Source organism: Amycolatopsis sp. NBRC 101858 (genome assembly GCF_030269325.1).
In the GTDB taxonomy this organism is placed as follows: domain Bacteria; phylum Actinomycetota; class Actinomycetes; order Mycobacteriales; family Pseudonocardiaceae; genus Amycolatopsis; species Amycolatopsis ponsaeliensis.
Map to the genome: position 1 here is coordinate 101,263 of NZ_BSTD01000005.1, position 19,162 is coordinate 120,424.

At 71.1% G+C, this 19,162-nt stretch carries 19 protein-coding genes and 1 tRNA gene; 10 read left to right on the forward strand and 10 right to left on the reverse strand.

Going from position 1 to position 19,162, the window contains the following annotated elements:
• Positions 1-21 precede the first annotated feature (21 nt).
• Positions 22-1,989 (forward strand): FUSC family protein, encoded by a 1,968-nt coding sequence (locus QSK39_RS34420; RefSeq protein WP_285482044.1) that lies wholly within the window; start codon positions 22-24, stop codon positions 1,987-1,989.
• Between the two features lie 24 nt (positions 1,990-2,013).
• Positions 2,014-2,223, forward strand: coding sequence for an antitoxin (locus QSK39_RS34425; protein ID WP_284744550.1), 210 nt, complete (start codon positions 2,014-2,016; stop codon positions 2,221-2,223).
• Positions 2,224-2,226: 3 nt separating this feature from the next.
• Here QSK39_RS34425 and QSK39_RS34430 read toward each other — a convergent pair whose 3' ends face one another.
• The 3 genes from QSK39_RS34430 to QSK39_RS34440 are packed head-to-tail and all read right to left on the reverse strand — an operon-like array spanning position 2,227 to position 5,785.
• Positions 2,227-3,204 carry a prephenate dehydrogenase gene (locus QSK39_RS34430; RefSeq protein ID WP_285482045.1) on the reverse strand — a complete coding sequence of 326 codons (978 nt, stop codon included), beginning with the start codon at positions 3,202-3,204 and terminating at the stop codon, positions 2,227-2,229.
• Positions 3,205-3,230: 26 nt separating this feature from the next.
• Positions 3,231-5,243 (reverse strand): NADPH-dependent 2,4-dienoyl-CoA reductase, encoded by a 2,013-nt coding sequence (locus tag QSK39_RS34435; protein ID WP_285482046.1) that lies wholly within the window; start codon positions 5,241-5,243, stop codon positions 3,231-3,233.
• Positions 5,243-5,785 carry a PadR family transcriptional regulator gene (locus QSK39_RS34440; protein ID WP_285482047.1) on the reverse strand — a complete coding sequence of 181 codons (543 nt, stop codon included), beginning with the start codon at positions 5,783-5,785 and terminating at the stop codon, positions 5,243-5,245. The genes QSK39_RS34435 and QSK39_RS34440 overlap by 1 nt, the downstream gene beginning before the upstream one ends.
• Positions 5,786-5,889: 104 nt before the next feature.
• Here QSK39_RS34440 and QSK39_RS34445 point away from each other — a divergent pair, with 104 nt between their 5' ends.
• Positions 5,890-6,828, forward strand: a complete 939-nt coding sequence (locus QSK39_RS34445; protein ID WP_285482048.1) for a patatin-like phospholipase family protein — start codon at positions 5,890-5,892, stop codon at positions 6,826-6,828.
• Here QSK39_RS34445 and QSK39_RS34450 read toward each other — a convergent pair.
• The 3 genes from QSK39_RS34450 to QSK39_RS34460 all read right to left on the reverse strand — a co-directional run bounded on the left by QSK39_RS34450 (position 6,811) and on the right by QSK39_RS34460 (position 8,653).
• The gene (locus QSK39_RS34450; protein ID WP_285482049.1) at positions 6,811-7,278 is read right to left on the reverse strand and encodes a hypothetical protein; all 468 of its coding nucleotides are present in this window, start codon (positions 7,276-7,278) and stop codon (positions 6,811-6,813) included. The genes QSK39_RS34445 and QSK39_RS34450 overlap by 18 nt on opposite strands.
• 86 nt (positions 7,279-7,364) lie before the next feature.
• Positions 7,365-8,207, reverse strand: a complete 843-nt coding sequence (locus QSK39_RS34455) for an SAM-dependent methyltransferase (RefSeq protein ID WP_285482050.1) — start codon at positions 8,205-8,207, stop codon at positions 7,365-7,367.
• The gene (locus QSK39_RS34460) at positions 8,204-8,653 is read right to left on the reverse strand and encodes a MarR family winged helix-turn-helix transcriptional regulator (protein ID WP_285482051.1); all 450 of its coding nucleotides are present in this window, start codon (positions 8,651-8,653) and stop codon (positions 8,204-8,206) included. The genes QSK39_RS34455 and QSK39_RS34460 overlap by 4 nt, the downstream gene beginning before the upstream one ends.
• Positions 8,654-8,809: 156 nt before the next feature.
• On the opposite strand from QSK39_RS34460, the gene QSK39_RS34465 reads away from it, so the two are divergent.
• Together QSK39_RS34465 and QSK39_RS34470 are read left to right on the forward strand one after the other, a co-directional pair.
• Entirely contained in the window at positions 8,810-9,772 is a 963-nt protein-coding gene (locus QSK39_RS34465; RefSeq protein ID WP_285482052.1) for an alpha/beta hydrolase, read from the forward strand.
• 147 nt (positions 9,773-9,919) lie between these two features.
• Entirely contained in the window at positions 9,920-11,125 is a 1,206-nt protein-coding gene (locus tag QSK39_RS34470; protein WP_285482053.1) for an alpha/beta hydrolase, read from the forward strand.
• Positions 11,126-11,279: 154 nt separating this feature from the next.
• Here the strand turns inward: QSK39_RS34470 and QSK39_RS34475 are convergent, their stop codons facing one another.
• Positions 11,280-12,167, reverse strand: a complete 888-nt coding sequence (locus QSK39_RS34475; protein ID WP_285482054.1) for a serine hydrolase — start codon at positions 12,165-12,167, stop codon at positions 11,280-11,282.
• A gap of 190 nt (positions 12,168-12,357) precedes the next feature.
• Between QSK39_RS34475 and QSK39_RS34480 the strand changes: the two genes are divergently transcribed.
• The gene (locus tag QSK39_RS34480) at positions 12,358-12,993 is read left to right on the forward strand and encodes a DUF4383 domain-containing protein (RefSeq protein ID WP_285482055.1); all 636 of its coding nucleotides are present in this window, start codon (positions 12,358-12,360) and stop codon (positions 12,991-12,993) included.
• Between the two features lie 16 nt (positions 12,994-13,009).
• On the opposite strand, the gene QSK39_RS34485 is transcribed toward QSK39_RS34480, so the two are convergent.
• The gene (locus tag QSK39_RS34485) at positions 13,010-13,999 is read right to left on the reverse strand and encodes an SCO0930 family lipoprotein (RefSeq protein WP_285482056.1); all 990 of its coding nucleotides are present in this window, start codon (positions 13,997-13,999) and stop codon (positions 13,010-13,012) included.
• A gap of 107 nt (positions 14,000-14,106) precedes the next feature.
• Positions 14,107-15,546, reverse strand: coding sequence for a nitrosuccinate lyase (locus tag QSK39_RS34490; protein ID WP_285482057.1), 1,440 nt, complete (start codon positions 15,544-15,546; stop codon positions 14,107-14,109).
• A 69-nt stretch (positions 15,547-15,615) separates the two neighbouring features.
• Here QSK39_RS34490 and QSK39_RS34495 point away from each other — a divergent pair, with 69 nt between their 5' ends.
• The 4 genes from QSK39_RS34495 (at position 15,616) to QSK39_RS34510 (ending at position 18,221) form a co-directional block, all read left to right on the forward strand.
• Complete coding sequence (locus QSK39_RS34495; protein WP_285482058.1) at positions 15,616-16,260, forward strand: TMEM175 family protein; 645 nt, start codon at positions 15,616-15,618, stop codon at positions 16,258-16,260.
• A gap of 238 nt (positions 16,261-16,498) precedes the next feature.
• On the forward strand, positions 16,499-17,344 hold the full coding sequence (locus QSK39_RS34500; protein WP_285482059.1) for a COG1361 family protein: 846 nt from the start codon (positions 16,499-16,501) through the stop codon (positions 17,342-17,344).
• Positions 17,345-17,606: 262 nt separating this feature from the next.
• Positions 17,607-17,682: transfer RNA gene (locus QSK39_RS34505), tRNA-Lys, on the forward strand.
• Positions 17,683-17,720: 38 nt separating this feature from the next.
• Positions 17,721-18,221, forward strand: a complete 501-nt coding sequence (locus tag QSK39_RS34510) for a SixA phosphatase family protein (protein WP_285482060.1) — start codon at positions 17,721-17,723, stop codon at positions 18,219-18,221.
• A gap of 61 nt (positions 18,222-18,282) precedes the next feature.
• On the opposite strand, the gene QSK39_RS34515 is transcribed toward QSK39_RS34510, so the two are convergent.
• Positions 18,283-18,996, reverse strand: coding sequence for a S1 family peptidase (locus QSK39_RS34515; protein ID WP_285482061.1), 714 nt, complete (start codon positions 18,994-18,996; stop codon positions 18,283-18,285).
• Positions 18,997-19,162 lie beyond the last annotated feature (166 nt).

The window sequence follows — 19,162 nt, forward strand, 5'->3', positions numbered from 1 at the left end:
AGCGTAGGTCAAGATGGGGGCGTGAGCACGCCGCGTCCCGACATCGCCGCGCCGCACTGGCTGACCCAGCTCCTGCGCAGCAAGCCGGTCCCGGTGCCGTGGAACATGGTCGCCCGCGCCGTCCTCGCGCTGGCCGTGCCGCTCGCGGTCGCCTACGCGGCCGGGGACATCGCCGTCGGCGCGCTGATCTCGACCGGCGCGCTGCCCGCCGTGCTGTCCGAGTCGGCCGGCCCCTACCGCTACCGCGCCCGGCGGCTCGGCGGCGCGACGTTGGCGGCGACGGCCGGGTACCTCGTCGGGCTGCTCACCGGCGGCACGCCCGCCCTGTCCGTGCCCGCGGTGATCCTGGTCGCGGCGGTGTCCGCGCTGATCAGCGCGGCCGGCAGCAACGCCTCGGTGGCCGGGCTGCAGATGTTCGTGTTCTGCGTCCTCGGGACCGGCCAGCACGCGACCGGCGTGCGCGTCGAGATCCTGCTCGGCTTCTTCTGCCTCGGCGCGGTGTGGAGCCTGTCGGTGGCGCTCGCCAGCTGGACGTTCCGGGCGACCAGCCCCGAACGCACCGCCGTCGCGCACGTCTACGTCGAGCTGGCTGCGATGCTCTCGGCGACCGACGAAGCCGTCTCGCGGGTCGCCCGCCACCGGCTGACCACGGCGATGAACACCGCCTACGACCAGCTGCTCACCGCGCGCTCGTGGCTGTCCGGCCGGGACGCCGCCTACCGGCACCTGCTCAACCTGCTTTCGGCGACGACGCCCGCGGTCGAGGCGTCGGTGGCGATGGTCAACGCCGGCCGCCGCACACCGCCGGAGGTCATCGACCACTTCGTCGCGCTGTCGGCGTCCGTGCTGGCCAGCCAGCCGCTGCCGGAACCGCCGCCGATGCCGGAGGACGAAGGCGACCCGCTGCTCGCCGCGTTGTACGCCGGCCTGGTCCGGATCGGGAAGGGCGACGACCGCAAGCGCCGGGAGCCGACGCCCTGGTACCGCCGCCTGCGGACGTGGGCGGGCTCGCTGGCGTCCGGCCCGCTGACGTGGATCGCCGCGCTGCGGCTGACCTTGTGCGTCGCGATCGCCGAGGTCGTCGGGCTGCTCGTGCCGTTCGAGCGGTCCTACTGGATCACCCTGACCGTCGGGATCGTGCTCAAACCCGACTTCGGCTCGGTCTTCGGCCGCGCGGTGCTGCGCGGGATCGGCACGGTCGTCGGCGTCGGGGTGGGGGCCATCGTGCTCGGCGTCGGCGGGCACGGCTGGCTGCTGGTCGCGCTGATCGCGATCTTCGCCGGTGGCGTCGCGGTCGGGAAGGTGCGCAACTACGGCATCCTCAGCGCGTTCGTGACGCCGTTGATCATCCTGCAGATGGACCTGGCGAACACCGGCAGCTGGAACGTCGTGGTGGCACGGCTGGTGGACACCGTGCTGGGCTGCGTGATCGTGCTCGTCTTCGGCTACCTGCTCTGGCCGGGCAGCCGTCGTCCGCAGGTCGGCGGCCGGCTGGCCGACGGGCTGGACGCGGTCGCGAAGTACGTCTCGTGCGCGCTGGTGGAAGCGTCTTCCGGGGACGCACGGCTCGCGCGGTCGCGGGCGCGGCGCGGCGCCTACCGGGCGCTGGCCGACCTGCGGACGGCGTTCCAGCAGGTCGTCGTCGAGCCGTCCGCGAACGGACGGCAGGCGGTGGCGTGGTGGCCGGTCATCGCCGCGCAGGAACGCGTCGCGGACGCCGTCACCGAGGTCGGCGTGACGATCGGCCGGGGCGTCGTGCCGCCGGACCCGGGTGACGTCGAGCTGCTGACCACCGCGCTGGACGAACTGGCGTCGGCGATCCGCGAGCAGCGCGAGCCGCGGTCGGTGCCGCTGCCGGACAGCCCGCAACTGGCCGGGGTGGTCGACCAGCTGGAGTCGGCGTTCGACGCCGTCCGCGGTCCTGACCTGGTGGAACGCACGCCGCTGCGGCTCGTCCGGCGGTTCCTGCCCTACCACAGGCGCACGTGACGTCCGTGCTGTTCAATTGCCCTCATGGGAATCGACTTCGATGCGTTGAAGGGCAAGGCCGAAGAGGCCCTGCGCGAGCACGGCGACAAGATCGAGGATGGCCTCGACAAGGCGGGTGACTTCGCGAAGTCGAAGTTCGCCGGGCACGACGAGCAGATCGACAGCGGCATCGAGAAGGCGAAGAGCTTCCTCGACAAGTTCGACGACAAGCCGGACACGCCCCCGGCCCAGTAGCTCCTACTGGACCTCGCCGGTCGCGATCCCGTCCGCGAGGCCGGTGATCCGGCCGCCGCGTTCGCCGAGCGCGATCAGGCCTTGGCGCGCGTCCGGGGCCGAGAGGCTGATCCGGACACCCGCGCGTTCGACGTCCAGGCTGGCGGCCAGCGCCTGCGCGCCTTCGTACCCCGCGTTGATCGTGGCCGCCAGCCCGCCGGTCGAGGCCAGCGAACCGCGCGCGGCGCCGAGCCGGCCGAGGGCTTCGTCGACGATCGGCAGCAGCGCGTCCCGGTTGCCTTCCGTCATCGCGCGCACGAGCTGCGGGTTCGACCCCGCGACGCGCGTCCCGTCGCGGTAGGACCCGGCGGCCAGCGACATGGCCAGCGGCCCGCCCTCGGCGCCGATCGTGGCGAGGATCGCCGCGAGCAGGTGCGGCAGGTGCGAGATCCGGGCGACGGCTTCGTCGTGCGACTCGGCGGGCAGCGGGACGACGTGCGCCCCGACGTCCAGCACGAACCCGGCGATCTCGGCCCACGCCTCGAGATCGGTGTCGTCCTCGACGCCGACCACCCAGGCCGCGCCCTGGAACAACGCGGCGTCCCCGGCCAGCCAGCCGGAGCTCGACGTCCCGGCCATCGGGTGCCCGCCGACGTAGCGCGTGTACGGCACGCGACGGCGGACGGCGTCCAGGACCGGCGCTTTCACGCTGGTCACGTCGGTGAGCAGGCAGTGCGACGCGTGCTGGGCGACCAGGCGCAGCAGGTCGTCGACGGCAGGCAGCGGCACGGCCAGCACGACCATCGCGTCCTCGGCGGCGGCCCGGTGCAGCGCGGCTTCGACGTCCGTCGTGACGTCGTAACCCGCTCTGCTGGCCGCGTCGGCGTCCACTTCGGAAACCGCGGCGCCGAACGCCGTGCGGCCGCTGGCGGCCGCCGCGCGCAGCAGCGAACCACCGATCAGCCCGAGCCCGATCACGCATACGTCTCGCACGGGGTTCATCCTGCCAGTGCCGGACGCTTCCCGGGCTACAGCGCAGCGGCGAGCCTCGTTCCCTGGTCGATCGCCCGTTTCGCGTCGAGTTCCGCGGCGACGTCGGCACCCCCGACGAGGTGCACCGGCAGGCCGGCGGCGCGCAGCTCGTCCGCGAGATCCCGCACGGGTTCCTGACCGGCGCAGACGACGATCGTGTCGACTTCCAGGAGCCGCGGCGCGCCGTCGACGGTGAGGTGCAGGCCGGCGTCGTCGATCCGCTCGTACGTCACGCCGGTGAGCTGCTCGACGCGCTTGGCCTTGAGCGCGGCCCGGTGCACCCAGCCCGACGTCTTGCCGAGTCCGGAACCGATCCCGGACTTCTTGCGCTGCAGCAGGTAAACCTGCCGCGGCGACGGCTCGGGCTTCGGCTTCGTCAGCCCGCCCGGCGCGTGCTCCGGATCGGTGACCCCCCACTCGGCCATCCACGCGTCGCGGTCGAGAGCCGGCGAAGCGGTGTGCGTGAGGAACTCGCTGACGTCGACGCCGATGCCGCCGGCCCCGATCACCGCGACCCGCTCGCCGACCGGCTTCCCGTGCCGCACGACGTCGACGTAGGAGAGCACCTTGGGGTGGTCGATCCCGGGCAGCGACGGCACCCGCGGCGTGACGCCGGTGGCCAGCACGACCTCGTCGAAGCCGGTGAGCTCGGCCGCGGTCACGCGGGTGCCGAGGTGCAGCTTCACACCGGTCACCTCGACGCGCCGCTGGTAGTAGCGGATCGTCTCGGCGAACTCCTCCTTGCCGGGGATCTTCCGCGCGATGCCGAACTGGCCGCCGATCTCGTCGTCGGCTTCGAACAGCTCGACGCTGTGCCCGCGTTCGGCCAGCGCGGTCGCGGCCGAGAGTCCGGCGGGCCCGGCGCCGACGACGGCGACGTGCTTCGAGCGCCGGGTGGGCGCCAGCGTCAACGTCGTTTCGTGGCCGGCGCGCGGGTTCACCATGCAGGACACGAGCTTGCGCTTGAAGGCGTGGTCGAGGCAGGCCTGGTTGCAGGCGATGCAGGTGTTGATCTCGTCCTCGCGGCCGGTCTCGGCCTTGCGGATCCACTCGGGGTCGGCGAGGAACGGCCGGGCCATCGACACGAGATCGGCGTCGCCGCTGCTGAGGGCTTCTTCGGCGACCTGCGGCATGTTGATCCGGTTCGACGTGACCACCGGGATCGCGACGTGCGGCTTGAGCTTCCCGGTCACCCAGGTGAACGCGGCGCGCGGCACCGACGTCACGATCGTCGGCACGCGGGCTTCGTGCCAGCCGATGCCGGTGTTGATGATCGTCGCGCCGGCGGCTTCGACGTCCTTCGCGAGCGCGACGACGTCCTCCCAGCGCTGACCGCCCGGGACGAGGTCGAGCATGGAGAGCCGGTAGACGATGATGAAGTCGTCGCCGACCTTTTCCCTGGTGCGCTTGACGATTTCGACGGCGAACCGGCGGCGCTTCTCCGGCGTGCCGCCCCAGGCGTCGGTGCGCTTGTTGGTGCGCTCGGCCAGGAACTGGTTGATCAGGTAGCCCTCGGAGCCCATGATCTCGACGCCGTCGTAGCCCGCTTCGCGTGCGAGAGCGGCGCACTCGGCGAAGGCGTCGATCTGCTTGCGGACGCCTCGACTCGTGAGGGCCCGCGGCCGGAACGGGTTGATCGGCGCCTTGATGCTCGACGCGGACACGCTCAGCGGGTGGTAGGCGTACCGGCCCGCGTGCAGGACCTGCAGCGCGATCTTGCCGCCGGCCTCGTGGACGGGCGCGGTGAGCTGCCGGTGCTGCCGGGCCTCGGCGGACGTCGTCAGCTTGGACGCGAGCGGCAGCAGCCAGCCGGTCTTGTTCGGCGCGAACCCGCCGGTGACGATCAGCCCGACGCCACCGCGGGCGCGTTCGGCGTAGTACTCGGCCAGCTCGGGGAAGTGGGCGGCCTTGTCTTCGAGACCGGTGTGCATCGACCCCATCAGGACGCGGTTGCGCAGCGTCGTGAAGCCGAGGTCCAGCGGCGACAGCAGGTTCGGGTACTGGCTCATCAGGCGTCCTTCTCGTGGTGGAGGGCGGCGAGGACTTCGTCGAACCACTCGACCTGGCCCTCTTCGACGCGGATGCCGCCGCGCAGGACCAGGTACTGGTGCAGGTGCTGGCCGGTCAGCGCCGCGGGCGCGGGGAAGTCGCGCTTCTCGATCTGGCGGTAGACGTCGAGCCGCTCGGCGTGCGCGGAGCGGTGCCGGACGATTTCCTCGGCGACGGCTGAGGGGTCGCCGAAAGTGGCGCCGCGGATCTTCACGGCGAGTTCCACCGGCCCGGCCGACGGGTCCGGCTCGGCCAGCCAGCGGACGAGCTCGGCGCGGCCGCCGTCGCCGACCGTGTAGACCTTCTTGTCCGGCCGGCCCGACTGCGCGACGACGTCGACGGCGACCCAGCCGGCCTCTTCCATCCGCTTCAGCACGCGGTAGATCTGCTGGTGGGTGGCGCTCCAGAACAGCCCGATCGACTTCTCGAACCGGCGCGTGAGCTCGTAGCCCGAGCCGGCGCGCTCGGACAGCGAGACGAGGATCGCGTGCTCCAGTGCCATGGCCCGAGGGTCCTATGCAACGAGTTGCAGTGCAACGAGGCGCGCATCACTTCACCCCCCTGGGTGGCACAAATCGGGTCGACGGATCGGCCGAAACGACGAGGATGGGAGGAGTGCACCCGGTACTCGAACTGATCTCCGAACGGATGGCGGCGGGCAGTGTCCCGGGCGAACGCACCGATGGCCGGCGCCTCGCACTCGCCGTCGAAGGCGGCAGCAGCCGCGGCACGTACTCGAGCGGCATGGTCCTGGCCCTGGACGAACTGGGCATCACCCCCGCGTTCGACGCCGTCTACGGCTCGTCGGCGGGCGCGCTGAACGGTGCGTGGCTGCTCTGCGGCCGGTCGTCGACCGGCGTGCGGACCTGGTGGAACCCGGTGGTCATGCGCCGGATCATCAACCCGCTGCACACCCTGCGCGGCCGCGCGGTGATCGACCTCGAATACCTCGTCCACCAGGTCTATTCGGTGCTGGAGCCGATGGACTTCCCGGCGATCCTGGCCAACCCGGTGACGTTCCACCCGCTGGCCACCGACGCCGACACGGGGGAGTCGACCGACCTCCACCCCTTTCTCGACGACGTCGCCGCGATCAAGGTCGCGCTCGCGGCGTCGTCCTGCATGCCGGTACTGGCCGGCCCGCCGATCCCGATGGCCGGCCGCCGGTTCGTCGACGCGGGCGTCGCCGAGCCGATCCCGTACCGCACGGCGCTGGCCCAGGACGCGACCGACGTCCTCGTGCTGCGCACCCGCCGCGCGGACGAGCTGCCGCTGCCGCCACCGCGGGCGTACGACGTCGTCGTCCCGCGCTTCCTGCGCCGCCAGGCCCCGGGCGCGATCCCCGCGTGGCGCGACACCTACCGGCGCGACGTCGAGGACGAGGAGGTCCTGGCGTCCGACCCGCGGATCCTGAGCATCCGCCCACCGGCCGGCTCGCCGGACGTGGCGGTGCTGGAGCGCGACCCCGAGGTGCTGCGCAAGGCCGTGGAGCTGGGTAAGAGCGCGGTCCTCGACGTGCTGGACGGGCTACGCGAAGCTTCCTAGCCGATCGGCCCGCGCCTGCACGACCAGCCGCTGCACCCCGAGCGAGACGGCCAGGTACAGCAGGATCGACCCGGCGCCGAGCCCCTTCGCGGCGCTGTCGAAGAGCAGGTCCAGTCCGATGTGGACACCGAGCCCGACCACCCACAGCGCGGCGGTGACCCAGGTGCCCTGCCGCCACAGCTGCCCGTCCTTGCGCCAGAGCCGCGTGCTCCGGGCCCGCACGACGCCGAAGCCCGCCGCGAGCAGCAGGCTGACCACGAGGGCGACGATCAGCATGGCCGACGTCGAGGCGGTCTTCAGGTAGGTGCTCAGCTGCAGGACCCCGAGCACCAGCAGGATCAGCAGCACGACCGGCCGGCGGTCCTCGCGCACCAGGCGCCGCTGCGTCTGCCGCCACACCAGCCACGCCAGCACGACGAGTCCGACAAGGATGTTGACCGAGCTGTCCACGCGTTCCCCCTTGGTGATCCGTTCGACCACCACGGTCCCCGCCGCGCGCCGCCGGGACGTCAACCCCCGGGTTGAAGCCAGGTGGATCAGGGCTTGCGCGCGATGCCGCCGATCACCCGCGACTCCGACGGCGAGCCGGCGAACACCGTCCGCTCGTCGGGGTGCCAAGCCGGCGCGTAGACCAGCCCCGGCTCGAGCATCGGCCAGCCGCCGAAAAAGCGTTCGAACTCGGCCATCGGCCGCAGGAAACCCGGGTTCGTCGTCGTCTCGTAGTACTCCAGCAGGTCGACCAGCGCCTGCCGCTCGTCCTCGTTGACCGGGTTCTCGTTCGTCATCTGCGAGAGCACCAGCAGCGAGCCGGGGGCCAGGCGCTCGCGGTAGTACTCGAGCAGCTCGTCGGGATCCTGCTCGTCCTTGATGAAATGCATGACGGCGTTGATCACCAGCGCGACCGGCTCGCGCACGTCGATCACCTCCGACGCCGTCACGCGGTCCCAGAGGTCCTCCGGCTGCAGGAAGTCCGCGGCGATGGCGTGGTGGCGCTCCGGATCGGCGGTGTCGGCGAGCAGCAGCGTCGAGTGCGCGAGGGCGATCGGCTCGTTGTCGATGTAGAGCACGTGCGTGTCGAGGTGCGCGCTGTGCTGATCGGCGACCTCGTGGACGTTGCCCGCGGTCGGCAGGCCCGAGCCGATGTCGACGAACTGCCGGATGCCGGCGCGCACGCACTCGCGGACCGCGCGGCCGAGGAACTGGCGGCTCGTCAGGCAGTAGTCGCCCATGAGCGGCAGCCGGGCGCGCACCTTCTCGGCGAAGTCACGGTCGATCGCGTAGTTCGTGGTGCCGCCGATGAAGTAGTCGTAGATCCGCGCCGCCGACGGCCGGTCGAGACTGCTCTCGACGGCCTTGAGCGCGTCGTCGTGGTTGATCATGCCGGGGACCGGGCCTCTCGGTAGGCGTTCACCGACTCTGTCAGCCGGTCCAGCTCGGCGCGCATCCGGGCCACGCCGGCGTCGTCGAGGCCCATCGCGGTGCCGATGACGTCCGGGATGCCCTCGGCCTTCTCCCGCAACGCTTTGCCGGCGTCGCTGAGGCTGACCATGACCGCGCGCTCGTCGTCGGCCTGCCGGTTGCGCTCGACGAGCCCGGCCGCGTGCAGGCGCTTGAGCAGCGGAGACAGCGTGCCCGAGTCGAGGTTCAGCTCGGCGCCCAGTTCCTTCACGAGCCGGTGGTCCCGCTCCCAGAGCGCCAGCATGACCAGGTACTGGGGGTAGGTCAGGTCGAGGTCTTCCAGGACGACCCGGTAGAGCGCGGTCACCGCGCGCGACGCCGAGTACAGCCCGAAGCAGAGCTGGTCGTCCAGTCGCAGCGACGCCATGGCGTCCTCCTCTCTCGTGACTCTCCATGATTCCCGGGCGGGTCGATCGAGGCAACTTAAGTGCTCTTAATCTCATTGGACGTCATTCAGTTGTGCACAACTTAGTTGAGAGCTACCTTCAGTCGGGTCAGCTTCACCGCCCCCGAGGAGGACGACATGACCGCCAACCCGCACAACCTCGCCCTGGAACCGGCCGCGCAGGCGTTCGCCGAGGCCACCGACCAGCCGCCGTACCTGTTCCAGCTGCCGCCGGAGGAGGGGCGCAAGGCCGTCGACGGAGTCCAGGACGGCGAAGTCGCCATGGCCGCCGCTTCGATCGAGGTCCTGAAGGTGCCGGGTGGCCCGACCGGCGAGGTCGAGACCCGGATCGTCCGCCCCGAGGGCGTCGAGGGGCCGCTGCCGGTGATCGTCTACATCCACGGCGCCGGCTGGGTCTTCGGCGACTTCCACACCCACCAGCGCCTGGTGCGCGAACTGGCCGCCGGCGTCGGCGCGGCCGTCGTGTTCCCCGAGTACGACCGCTCGCCGGAGGCGCGCTACCCGGTCGCCATCGAGCAGAGCTACGCCGTGGCGAAGTGGGTTGCCGAGCACGGCGCTTCGAAGGGCCTGGACACGTCGCGCATCGCGATCGCAGGCGACTCCGTCGGCGGGAACATGACCGCGGCGCTGACGTTGCTGGCCAAGCAGCGCGGCGACGTCACCTTCCGCCAGCAGGTGCTCTTCTACCCGGTGACCGACGCGAACTTCGACACCGAGTCGTACGCGAAGTTCGCCGAGGGCTACTTCCTCGGCCGCGAGGGCATGAAGTGGTTCTGGGACCAGTACACGACGGATCCCGCGCAGCGAGCGGAGATCACCGCGTCCCCGCTGCGCGCGTCGCTCGAGGAGCTGGCCGGGCTGCCGCCGGCGCTGGTGATCACCGGCGAGGCGGACGTGCTCCGCGACGAAGGCGAGGCGTACGCGGCGAAGCTGCGTCAGGCCGGCGTGCCCGTCACGGCCGTGCGCTACCAGGGGATCATCCACGACTTCGTGATGGTCAACGCGCTGCGCGAGACCCACGCCGCCGAGGCCGCGATCACCCAGGCCATCACCGTCCTGACGCGGGCTTTGGAGAAATAACTGAGAAATCGCTGAGTCCGCCGAGCGTTGCGGCCCTATGGCGCAAGTCACAGGGCCGCAACGTGCATGCCCGGTCAAACGTGATATATACGCGACTCCGGGGGGTTCCGGGTGCGCATTCACTGCCCGCCCGGAAGGACCCGAACCATGAACGTGAGCAGCATCCGGCTGGATTCGCCGGTCAACATGATCGTGGTGGTCGTGCTGACGCTGCTCGCGATCATCGCGGTCCCGTGGTTCTGGGACCGCTGGAAGCGCAAGCGGCTCTGGCGCAGCGCCACGATCCTGCTCGCAGTCGTGTTGCTGGTCGTCTCGACCGGCATGGCGGGCAACATGATCGGCGGGTTCTTCCCGACGGTCGGATCGCTGCTCGGCACCGGTGTCTACGCCGGCCAGGGCACCGACGCCGAGGCGGCGCAGAACGGCGAGGACCTCGAGAAGCTGCGCGACACGGGGGTGGCGCACGCGAAGGAGGGCAAGGGGACGGTCGTCCACATGAAGGTGACGGGCCGGCGCACCAAGCTGACCCGCGACGTCACGGTCTACCTGCCCCCGCAGTACTTCGACGCGGCGTACAAGGAGCTGCGGTTCCCGGCGATCGAATGGATCCCGAACTACCCGTCCGGCCCCGAGGTCTTCGCCGTCTACGGCATGCCGCAGCAGCTCGACACGGCGATCGCCCGCAAGGCGTTGCCCCCGACAGTGGTGATCGTCCCCGACCCGACGGGCGTCCCGAAGGTCGGCCACGACACCGAATGCGTCGACGAGGTCAACGGCACGGCGAACGACACCTACCTGACGGCCGACCTGCGCGACTGGGCCCAGCAGAAGCTCGGCGTCTCGCCGAACCGCCGGGCGTGGACGATGGCGGGCTGGTCCTCCGGCGGCTACTGCGCGATGAACCTGGTGACGCGCCACCCCCAGTGGTACGGCCAGGCGGTCAGCGTCAGCGGCTACGACAAGGCCCAGGTCGACGCGGAGACCGAGGACCTGTTCCACGGCCGCCAGGACATCAACGACGCGAACAACGTCCGGCTGAACGTGCGGCTGCACCCGTCGCCGGTGGACATCCTGGCGATCTCGGGCGACAAGGAGAAGTACGAGAGCTTCGCGATCGACCAGATCCGCGCGGCGGCCCGGCCCCCGCTGCAGTTCTCGTCGTGGCGGATCCCGGACGCGGGGCACAACATGAACACGTTCAAGTCGCAGATCCCGGACGTGCTGACGTGGATCGGAGCGCACTCGCTGGCCCCGGCCCCGGTCGGCCGACAGGTCGAGACCACCGGCGGCGTGCTGCCGTGGCCGTTGCCCCGCTCCGGCGCACACGGCGCGCTGGCCGACACGGATCAGTAGGCGCGGCAAGGGTTTCGGGGCCGCGGGGCCGCGGGGCCGCGGGCGGGCAGCGGGGCAGCTGCGCGGTCAAGGCCGCCGGCCGCGCCGCCGCAACCGGTCCCGCGCTGCCCGGCACCGGACCCGCGCTGCCTCCGTCTCTGTCTCAGCGTCGGCCTCAGCCGAGGAGCGCCTTGACCACCGCCGTCACCCGCTTCGAGGCGGTCGCGTAGTCGACCGAAGCCGGGTGCTCGCTCAGCACCGCCACGATGTAGCGGTCGTCCTCGCCGACCAGGCCCGAGGTGTGCAGCATCCGCGTCGGCCGGCAGCAGGACCAGCCCTGCTTCACCGCCCACGGCCGGCCGCCGGCGGCGTCCGGGATGCCGAAGTACTGGCGGAACCCGTCCGAACCCCGCTCGCTCGCGGCCCGCAGCGCGGCGAGGATCGCGCCGGGCGCGTGCGCCACGACGTACTGGTAGATCCGCACCACGTCCTTCGCCGTGATCCGCGTGTCGCCCCACCGCCCCGGATCCGCGGGCGCGCGCGTGCCGGTGAGGCCGATCCTCTTGGCCCAGCCCGTCACGATCGCCGGCCCGCCGTACGCCGACCAGAAGCGGCTCGCGAGGTCGTCGTCGCTGTGGGACAGCATCTTCTGCACCTGCGCCACGGGACCGCCCTGCTCGAGCACGGCCAAGGCGATCAGCAGCTTCACGAGCGACGCCGACGTGTACGCGCGATCCGCGTGCACCGAAACGATCGTCGCGCCGGCCTGCCGGTCGAACACGACGACGCTGACGTCGCCTCCGGGCACCAGCCGGTCCAGCTCGGCGGCATCGATCTTGGCGTCCACCTTGGACTCGGGCTTGGGCGACGGTTTCGGTGCCGGAGACGAGGTGGGTGTCGGAGCCGGGCTCGACGCTTCGGGCGATTCCGACATCGTTGTCACCGCTTCTGTGACCGCGATCGCTTTCGGCGGCTCGGCAGCACCGTGACCGATCGTGACGGCCACCGCGCCGATCGCCCCCACGCACAGTCCCACCAGGAAGATGCTGCTCAGCTTGCGCATGATCCGGATTGCCGGGAACGCGTCCCGGCGTTCCCCGGATCGGGTGACTTTGTGGGATAGCTCTCGGATCGCCCCGGTTCCGGCAACGCTGCGGAGCGCTGCGGGCAAGCGCCGTCGTTTCGCGCACTGTGTTCACGGGGTACCTGTGTGCGGTGACGATCGTCACCACACGCTGGGAAGGACTGGAGTCATGACTCACGCGAAAGGCGCACGCATCCGGGTTCGCGGCCTGCAGCCGGCGCAGGTGCTGGCCGGGCTGGCCGGGATCGCGTTCCTCGTCGTCGGCATCATCGGGTTCACCCGGACCGGGGTCGGGAACTTCGCCGGCCACCACGACGCCGGGCTTTGGCGGTTTTCCGGCAATCCGCTCATGAGCTTGGTCCGCGTCGTGACCGGCGTCGTCGGCCTGCTGCTGGCGTTCGGTTCGGGCCGCGCCCGGACGTTCGGCTGGCTGCTCTTCATCTTCTACGGCGCCCTCTTCGTGTGGGGCCTGATGATCGACGGTCTCATTTCGACCAACCCCTTCGCCAACGCCGGCAACCCGCTGGACATGGGCCGCGCCGACACCTGGCTGCACCTCGGTGTCGCCGCGGTCGGCCTGCTGATCGCCGTGCTGCCCGCCCGCCGCACCATCCACGTCCCCGAGGACGAGGCGGTCGACGAGCCGACCGTCGTCGAGCAGCGCACCGACCGCGTCGTGGACACCGACCGCACGGAAACGCTGCCGGCCGAGGAGCCGCGCCGCCGTTCGTTCCTGCGTCGCCACCACGACGAGCGAGGCCCGGAGGTCGCTCGCGAAGAGCGTCCGCCGGGCCTCGCCCACTAGGTAGTTCCTGGGTGGCTCAGTAGGTGGTGCCACCCGAGCCGGAGTTGCTGCTGCTCCCAGCGCCACTGTCAGCCGGAGCCTGGTTGGCGGTGGAGCTGGGGGTGGTGCCGACCTTGCAGCCGTTGGGCTCGATGACGAACCAGGTGCCGTTGACGCCCATGCCGTTCGCGTCGCCCGGCTTCAGGTCCTTCGAGAAGGTGTAGACGGGCCAGCCGCCGATGGTGACCTGCTCGGTGCCGTCGGAACGCTTGATGCTGCCGAGGAGCTTCGAGTCGATGCCCTGCAGTTCCACCTTGCCGTTGGACAGCACCGGCGGCCAGGTCTTGGCGCAGTCGCCGTTGCAGGCGGAGGTCTTGGCCTTCTTGGTGTCCTTCTGGAACAGGTAGAGGGTCATGCCGTTCTGGTCGACGATCGCCTCACCGAGGCCGTCGATGTTGCTGGCGCTCAGCTTGACGACGCCCGCCTCGCTCGCGGCCTGCCCGGCCTTGCCACCCTTGGCGTTGGCGGCGTACCAGGCGCCACCGACGCCCTGGCCGGTCGCGTCGCCGGCCTTGGTGTCCTTGGCGTAGCGGTAGAGCGCCCACCCGCCGACGGTGATCTGCTCGGTGCCGTCGGAGCGCGTCACCTTCCCGACGAGGTTCTTGTCGACGCCCTGCACCTGCACGTCCCCGGTGGCCAGCATCGGCGGCCAGGCCTTGGCGCAGTCACCGTCGCAATTGGACTTCGGCGGCTTGGCCGTGTCCTTGTCGAAGCGGTAGAGGGTCATGCCGTTCTGGTCGGTGAGCACCTGGCCGACACTGGCGACGTCCGCGACGACCAGTTTCGACTCGTTCGACGCGGGGGCTGCGTTGCCGACCTGCCCGTTGGCGATCTGGCCGCCACCGGTGCCGCCCGCCGCCGCAGGGGCGATGACCGGCTGAGCAGTTTCGGCACCCGAGCAAGCGGTGAGCACTGCCAGCCCGGCTGCCGCAGCGGCGACGGAGACGGCGATGCGCGTGCGAAGCATGGAAGTTCTCCTTGTATCCGTTGGGTTTCCCGCCGCTCGGTGCGGCTGCCTGATACCCACTACACGGACACTCGGCGGAGGCGGTTCAAAGAATTTTCCGCGGAAGCTCACGCCTGGTCAGAAGGGTGCGGTGGCCGGGGCGGTTCGCCGAGGGCGCGGTCGACCAGCGTCGCCGCCGCGCCCGTGTAGGCGGACGGGTCGAGGAGGCCGTCCAGCGCCGCCGGGGTGAGGACCTCGGTGATCGCGGGCAGCTCGTCCAGCACCTCCCGCAACGCCCGGTCCTCGCGCACTGCTCGTCGTGACGCCTCGCCGAGCAGCTCCTTGGCCTTCGCCTTCCCGAGCAACGGCGCGAGCACGGCGGAGAGCCGCTCGGACACGATCAGCCCGTGCGTCGACGCCACGTTCGCCCGCATCCGCCCCGGCTGCGCGGTGAGCCCGCGCGCGAGCTCGGCAGCCGTGCGCGCGGCGCCGCCGGTCAGCCGGAGGCACTCGCGGATCAGCTGCCACTCGGCGTGCCAGACCCCGGCCGAACGCTCGTCCTCGGTCAGCATCGACTGCGTGACGCCCGTGGCCAGCACCGGCACCTGCAGCGCGGCCGACCGGATCAGCGTCGCGAGCACCGGGTTCCGCTTGTGCGGCATCGCCGTCGAGCCACCCCGCCCCTCGGCCGCCGGCTCGACGACCTCGCCGACCTCGGTCCGGCTGAGCGTCGCGACGTCGACCGCCAGCTTCCCCAGCGCCCCCGCGGCGAACGCGAGCGCGCTCGCGAGGTCGGCGACCGGCGTCCGCAGCGCGTGCCACGGCAGCACCGGCGCGGCCAGCCCGGTCTCCTCGGCGAACGCGGCCGTGAGGCGTTCCGCGTAGTCGTCGAGGGCGTCGCGACCACCGCCGGGGTGTCCGGCCACCGCGACGTCGTCGGCCAGGCGCGCGTACTCGAGGTACGCCGCCAGCGTCCCGGCCGCGCCGCCCAGTGAGACCGGCAGCCCGCCGTCCAGCACGCGCCGGACCCGGACGGCGGCGTCCAGCACCAGCTGCCGCCAGCCCGCGGCCTTGAGCCCGAACGTCGTCGGCACGGCGTGCGCCGTCAGCGTCCGGCCCGGCATCGTCGTGTCCCGGTGCTCGCGCGCCAGCTCGGCCAGCGCCTCGGCCGTCGCGTCGAGGTCGGCGACGAGCGGCCGCAGCGTCCGGTCGGCGACCAGCATCATCGCCGTGTCGAAGATGTCCTGGCTGGTCGAGCCGCGGTGGACGTACTCGGCAGCGCTCGCGTCGACGGCCGACGTCAGCGCCTTGACCAGCCCGACGACCGGGTTCGCGGTCGCCCGCGACCCGCGCGCCAGCTCGACGACGTCGATCCGCGCACCGCTCGCGGCCGCCGTGATCGCGTCCGCGGCCCAGGCCGGCACCGTCCCCAGCCGCGCCTGCGCTCTGGCAAGGGCCGCCTCGGCGTCGAGCATGGCGCGCAACCAGGCCTCGTCACCGGTCGACGCTTCGGCCGGCGTACCGGCCCGGACCGGGGACAGGAGTCCGGAATCGGGGTCGACGGTCATGGCGCCAGCATCGCACGCGGCCGGTTTCGGCTGCCTTCCCACAGCCCGCGTCTGGCAGGCTCACCCGCCATGAGTAGCGCCACGTCCGACGAGGACACCGCCGGCTCCGAAGCCCGGGGGATCGCCGCCGAGCGGCTCACCTTCTTCTCGGACGCCGTCGTCGCCATCGCGATCACGCTGCTGTCGCTCGAGCTGCCGCTGCCGGAGGGCGCCACCAGCGCCGAACTGCTGCGTTCACTCGGGGATCATCAGAACGAATACATCTCCTTCCTGATCAGTTTCGCCGTGATCGGCGGACACTGGCGCGCCCACCACCGCCTCTTCCACTACGTCACCACGCTGGGTGGCGGCCTCCTGCAACTCAGCTTCGGCTGGCTGCTGATGCAGGTGATCACGCCGTTCGCCACGAAGGTGATCGCCGAGGAAGGCGGGTTCGAGTTCCGCTTCGTCTTCTACGCACTCGTGCAGATCGTCGCCCTGGCGCTGTTCCTCCTGATGACCAGGCAGATCCGGCGCCACCACCTCTACCGCGAGGACACCCCACCGGAGCTCTTCGGCGGGATTCTCCGCGGGGTCGGCACGATGGCTCTCGCCTTCGCCGTCTCGATCCCGGTCGCCTTCTTCACGCACTGGGCCTACGCCTGCTGGATCGTCGTTCCCGTCGTGGGACACCTCCTCTTCCGGTTCCGCCGCCGCGCGTCGGCGGCAGCCTGATCGGCCGCCTGGCTCCTGTGTTCGATCATGTGCGGAGCGTGCCACAGGGGTCTGACAATTTCGGGTCGCGAGCGTGGCCGGTGACCGGGCAACGGCGGGAAACCCCAGTTCAGACACGGTTTCGCGAACCCGGTAACGAATGCCGGGGTGCGACGATCTGATCTTCGTCAGCTGCTGCGATCACCCGTCCCCACCGGTTGGAGCGGCACCCCTCGTCCGGAATCAGGAGATCACGACCATGGAGCGAACCGGTCGAAGAACCGCCGTGCTGGCCGCGTTGACCGCGGCGGCCCTCTTCGCGGCCCCCGCCGTCGCGTCCGCCGCGCCGGCTCCCAGCACGATCGACGTCAGCGACACGTCGGTCCACGCCGGCGACACGTTCACGGTCACCGAGCAGCTGTACAACCCGACCGACTTCACCGTCACCGGCGCGAAAGCCGCGCTCTACACCAAGGAAACGCCGATCGCCGAGCTGGTGGACCTGGTCTCCTGCGCCGGCACGGTCGGCTGCGACCAGTACCTGAGCAGCTACCGCGGCGGCGTCGGCGACCTCGGCGCGGGCGAGAGCCGCACCGTGACGTTCACCCTCCGCGTGAAGGAAGACGTCGCCGGCGGCCAGTTCACGCTGCAGCACCAGTTCGCGGGCGACAACTACGCGTTCAGCGTCGAAGACGGTCCCGCCATCACGATCACGGCGGCGCCCAAGGCCGACGTCAAGGTCGCGCTGACCGCCACCCCGCGCGTCGGCCTGGTCGCCCGCGTCGACTACGTGATCACGGTGTCGAACAGCGGCCCGGCGACCGCGACCGGCGTCCGCGTGACGGCCAACGCCGGCTCGGGCCGCTCGGTCACGTCGGCAACCGGCTGCACCCGCTCGGGTGCCAACGTGAACTGCACGATCGGCACCCTGGCCCCGGGCGCTTCGGTCACGGCGAAGTTCACATCGGAGGGCGGCGTCTTCGCATGGGGCCCGTTCACGGCAACGGCCCAGCGAGCGGCCAGCACCCCGACCGACCCGACCGCGGCGAACGACACGGCATCGAAGAAGTGCACGGCCTACACCGGTCTGTACGTGACCTGCTGAGTCCACATCAGAGCAAGTACGGCGCCGAGCGTGCTCGGCGCCGTACTGCGTCCACGGTGTCTCCGACGGAGCGGTCCGTGGTGTCGTGCCCGTGAGCGGCTCGACGTCGGTGAGTTCCCGGCCCCGGGCGGCTCGGCGAGGATCAGCAGCCAGGCACCATGCGTGCCGGGCGGGGGCGAGAACCAGCCTCGACCTTCCCGGCACCCTCAGCCGGACCCCGGTGTGCAGGTGGGTGACGGCCCCCTGGCTAAACTTGGGGCGCGGGCCGTTAGCTCAATTGGTAGAGCTGCGGACTTTTAATCCGTAGGTTCTGGGTTCGAGCCCCAGGCGGCCCACCATTCCTCGGCGCAGTCAACCGGGGCGACAGGCGGTGAACATGGACGTGACCAGGCGGCTCATCGTCCTCCGGCACGCGAAATCGGCCTGGCCGGACGGCGTCCCCGATCGCGAACGCCCTCTCGGACCCCGCGGGCTCCGGGACGCGCCCAACCTCGGCCGCTGGCTCGGCGGCAACGGCTACGTCCCCCAGCACGCCGTCTGCTCCACCGCCCGCCGCACCCGGGAAACCTGGGAGCTGGTCAGCGGGGCGCTTCCGAGCAAGCCGACCGTTGAGTACGACGAAGATCTCTACGGTGCCGGTCCCGAGGAGTTCCTGAACGCCGTGCGGCGGATCCCTCGCGACGTCACCACGCTCGCCCTCGTCGGGCACGAGCCCGGGGTCAGCGAACTGACCCTGCACCTCGCCGGCTACGGGGAGGACACCCGGCCGGTTCAGGCCAAGTTCCCGACCGGTGCCGCCGCCGTGCTCGCCACTGCCGGCACCTGGGCGGACCTGGCGACCGCGCGACTCGAAGCTTTCTTCCGGCCCCGGGACTGAACCCGCAGGCATTGACGGCAAAGGGCCCGGCCGGAAAATCGGCCGGGCCCTTTCCGGAGAATCAGACTCCCGCGACCGAGGAAATCCAGCTGCGGTAACGCGTGATGTTCGTGTACGCCGTGTTGTTCGACCGGTCGCTGGTCGACGCCACGCCGACCTGGCGGCCGGAGGCGAACATCGGGCCGCCCGAATCGCCGCCGGCCGTGATGCCGTTGACGCGGTTCGCGCACACCGCGACGCCGCCCGCGTAGTCGCTGCAGCCGATCGAGTTCACCCGGACCGTCGCGACCTTCAGGTACCGCGACTGGCAGTTGATCTCGGAGCCGCACTGGCTGGTCGCGCCCCAGCCGTAGACCGAGACGTTCTGGCCGACCGCCACGTCGCCGACGGCGCCGAGCGGGGAGTACGTCGCGCTCACCGAGGTCGTCAGGCGGACGATCGCCAGGTCGGCGTTCGGATTCCTGGTGATGGTGGACCCGGTCGCCGTCGTGCCGCCGCTGGTCTGGTCGAGGCTGCCGATCCGGAACGTGTACGTCCCGGAGCTGCTGACGCAGTGCTTCGCGGTCAGGATGTACTGCGGCGCGATGATCGTCGCGGTGCAGTTCTGCTGGCCGTTCACGAACAGCCGGGCCGCCCACGGGCCGCTCGACGCGTTGCTGCCACCGATGATCGACGGCTGGGCCTGCGGGGTGGTCTGGGCGGCCGCCGGGCCGCCGAGGCCGACGACGGCCAGCGCGGTACTCGCGGCCAGCAGCACGAACTTGCCGAATTTCACGCTCACTCCTTTTCGTGCGGAGAACCGCACGGGAAAGCCGGTGGGGACCGAACGAGAAGAGTGTCCGAGTTTCGGGGGAATGTCCGGAACCGACGAAAGTCCGGTCGTATCCGTATTTATCTCGCCGAATGGACTACGTGCAGTTCCCGTACTGTTCCGCGCTCAA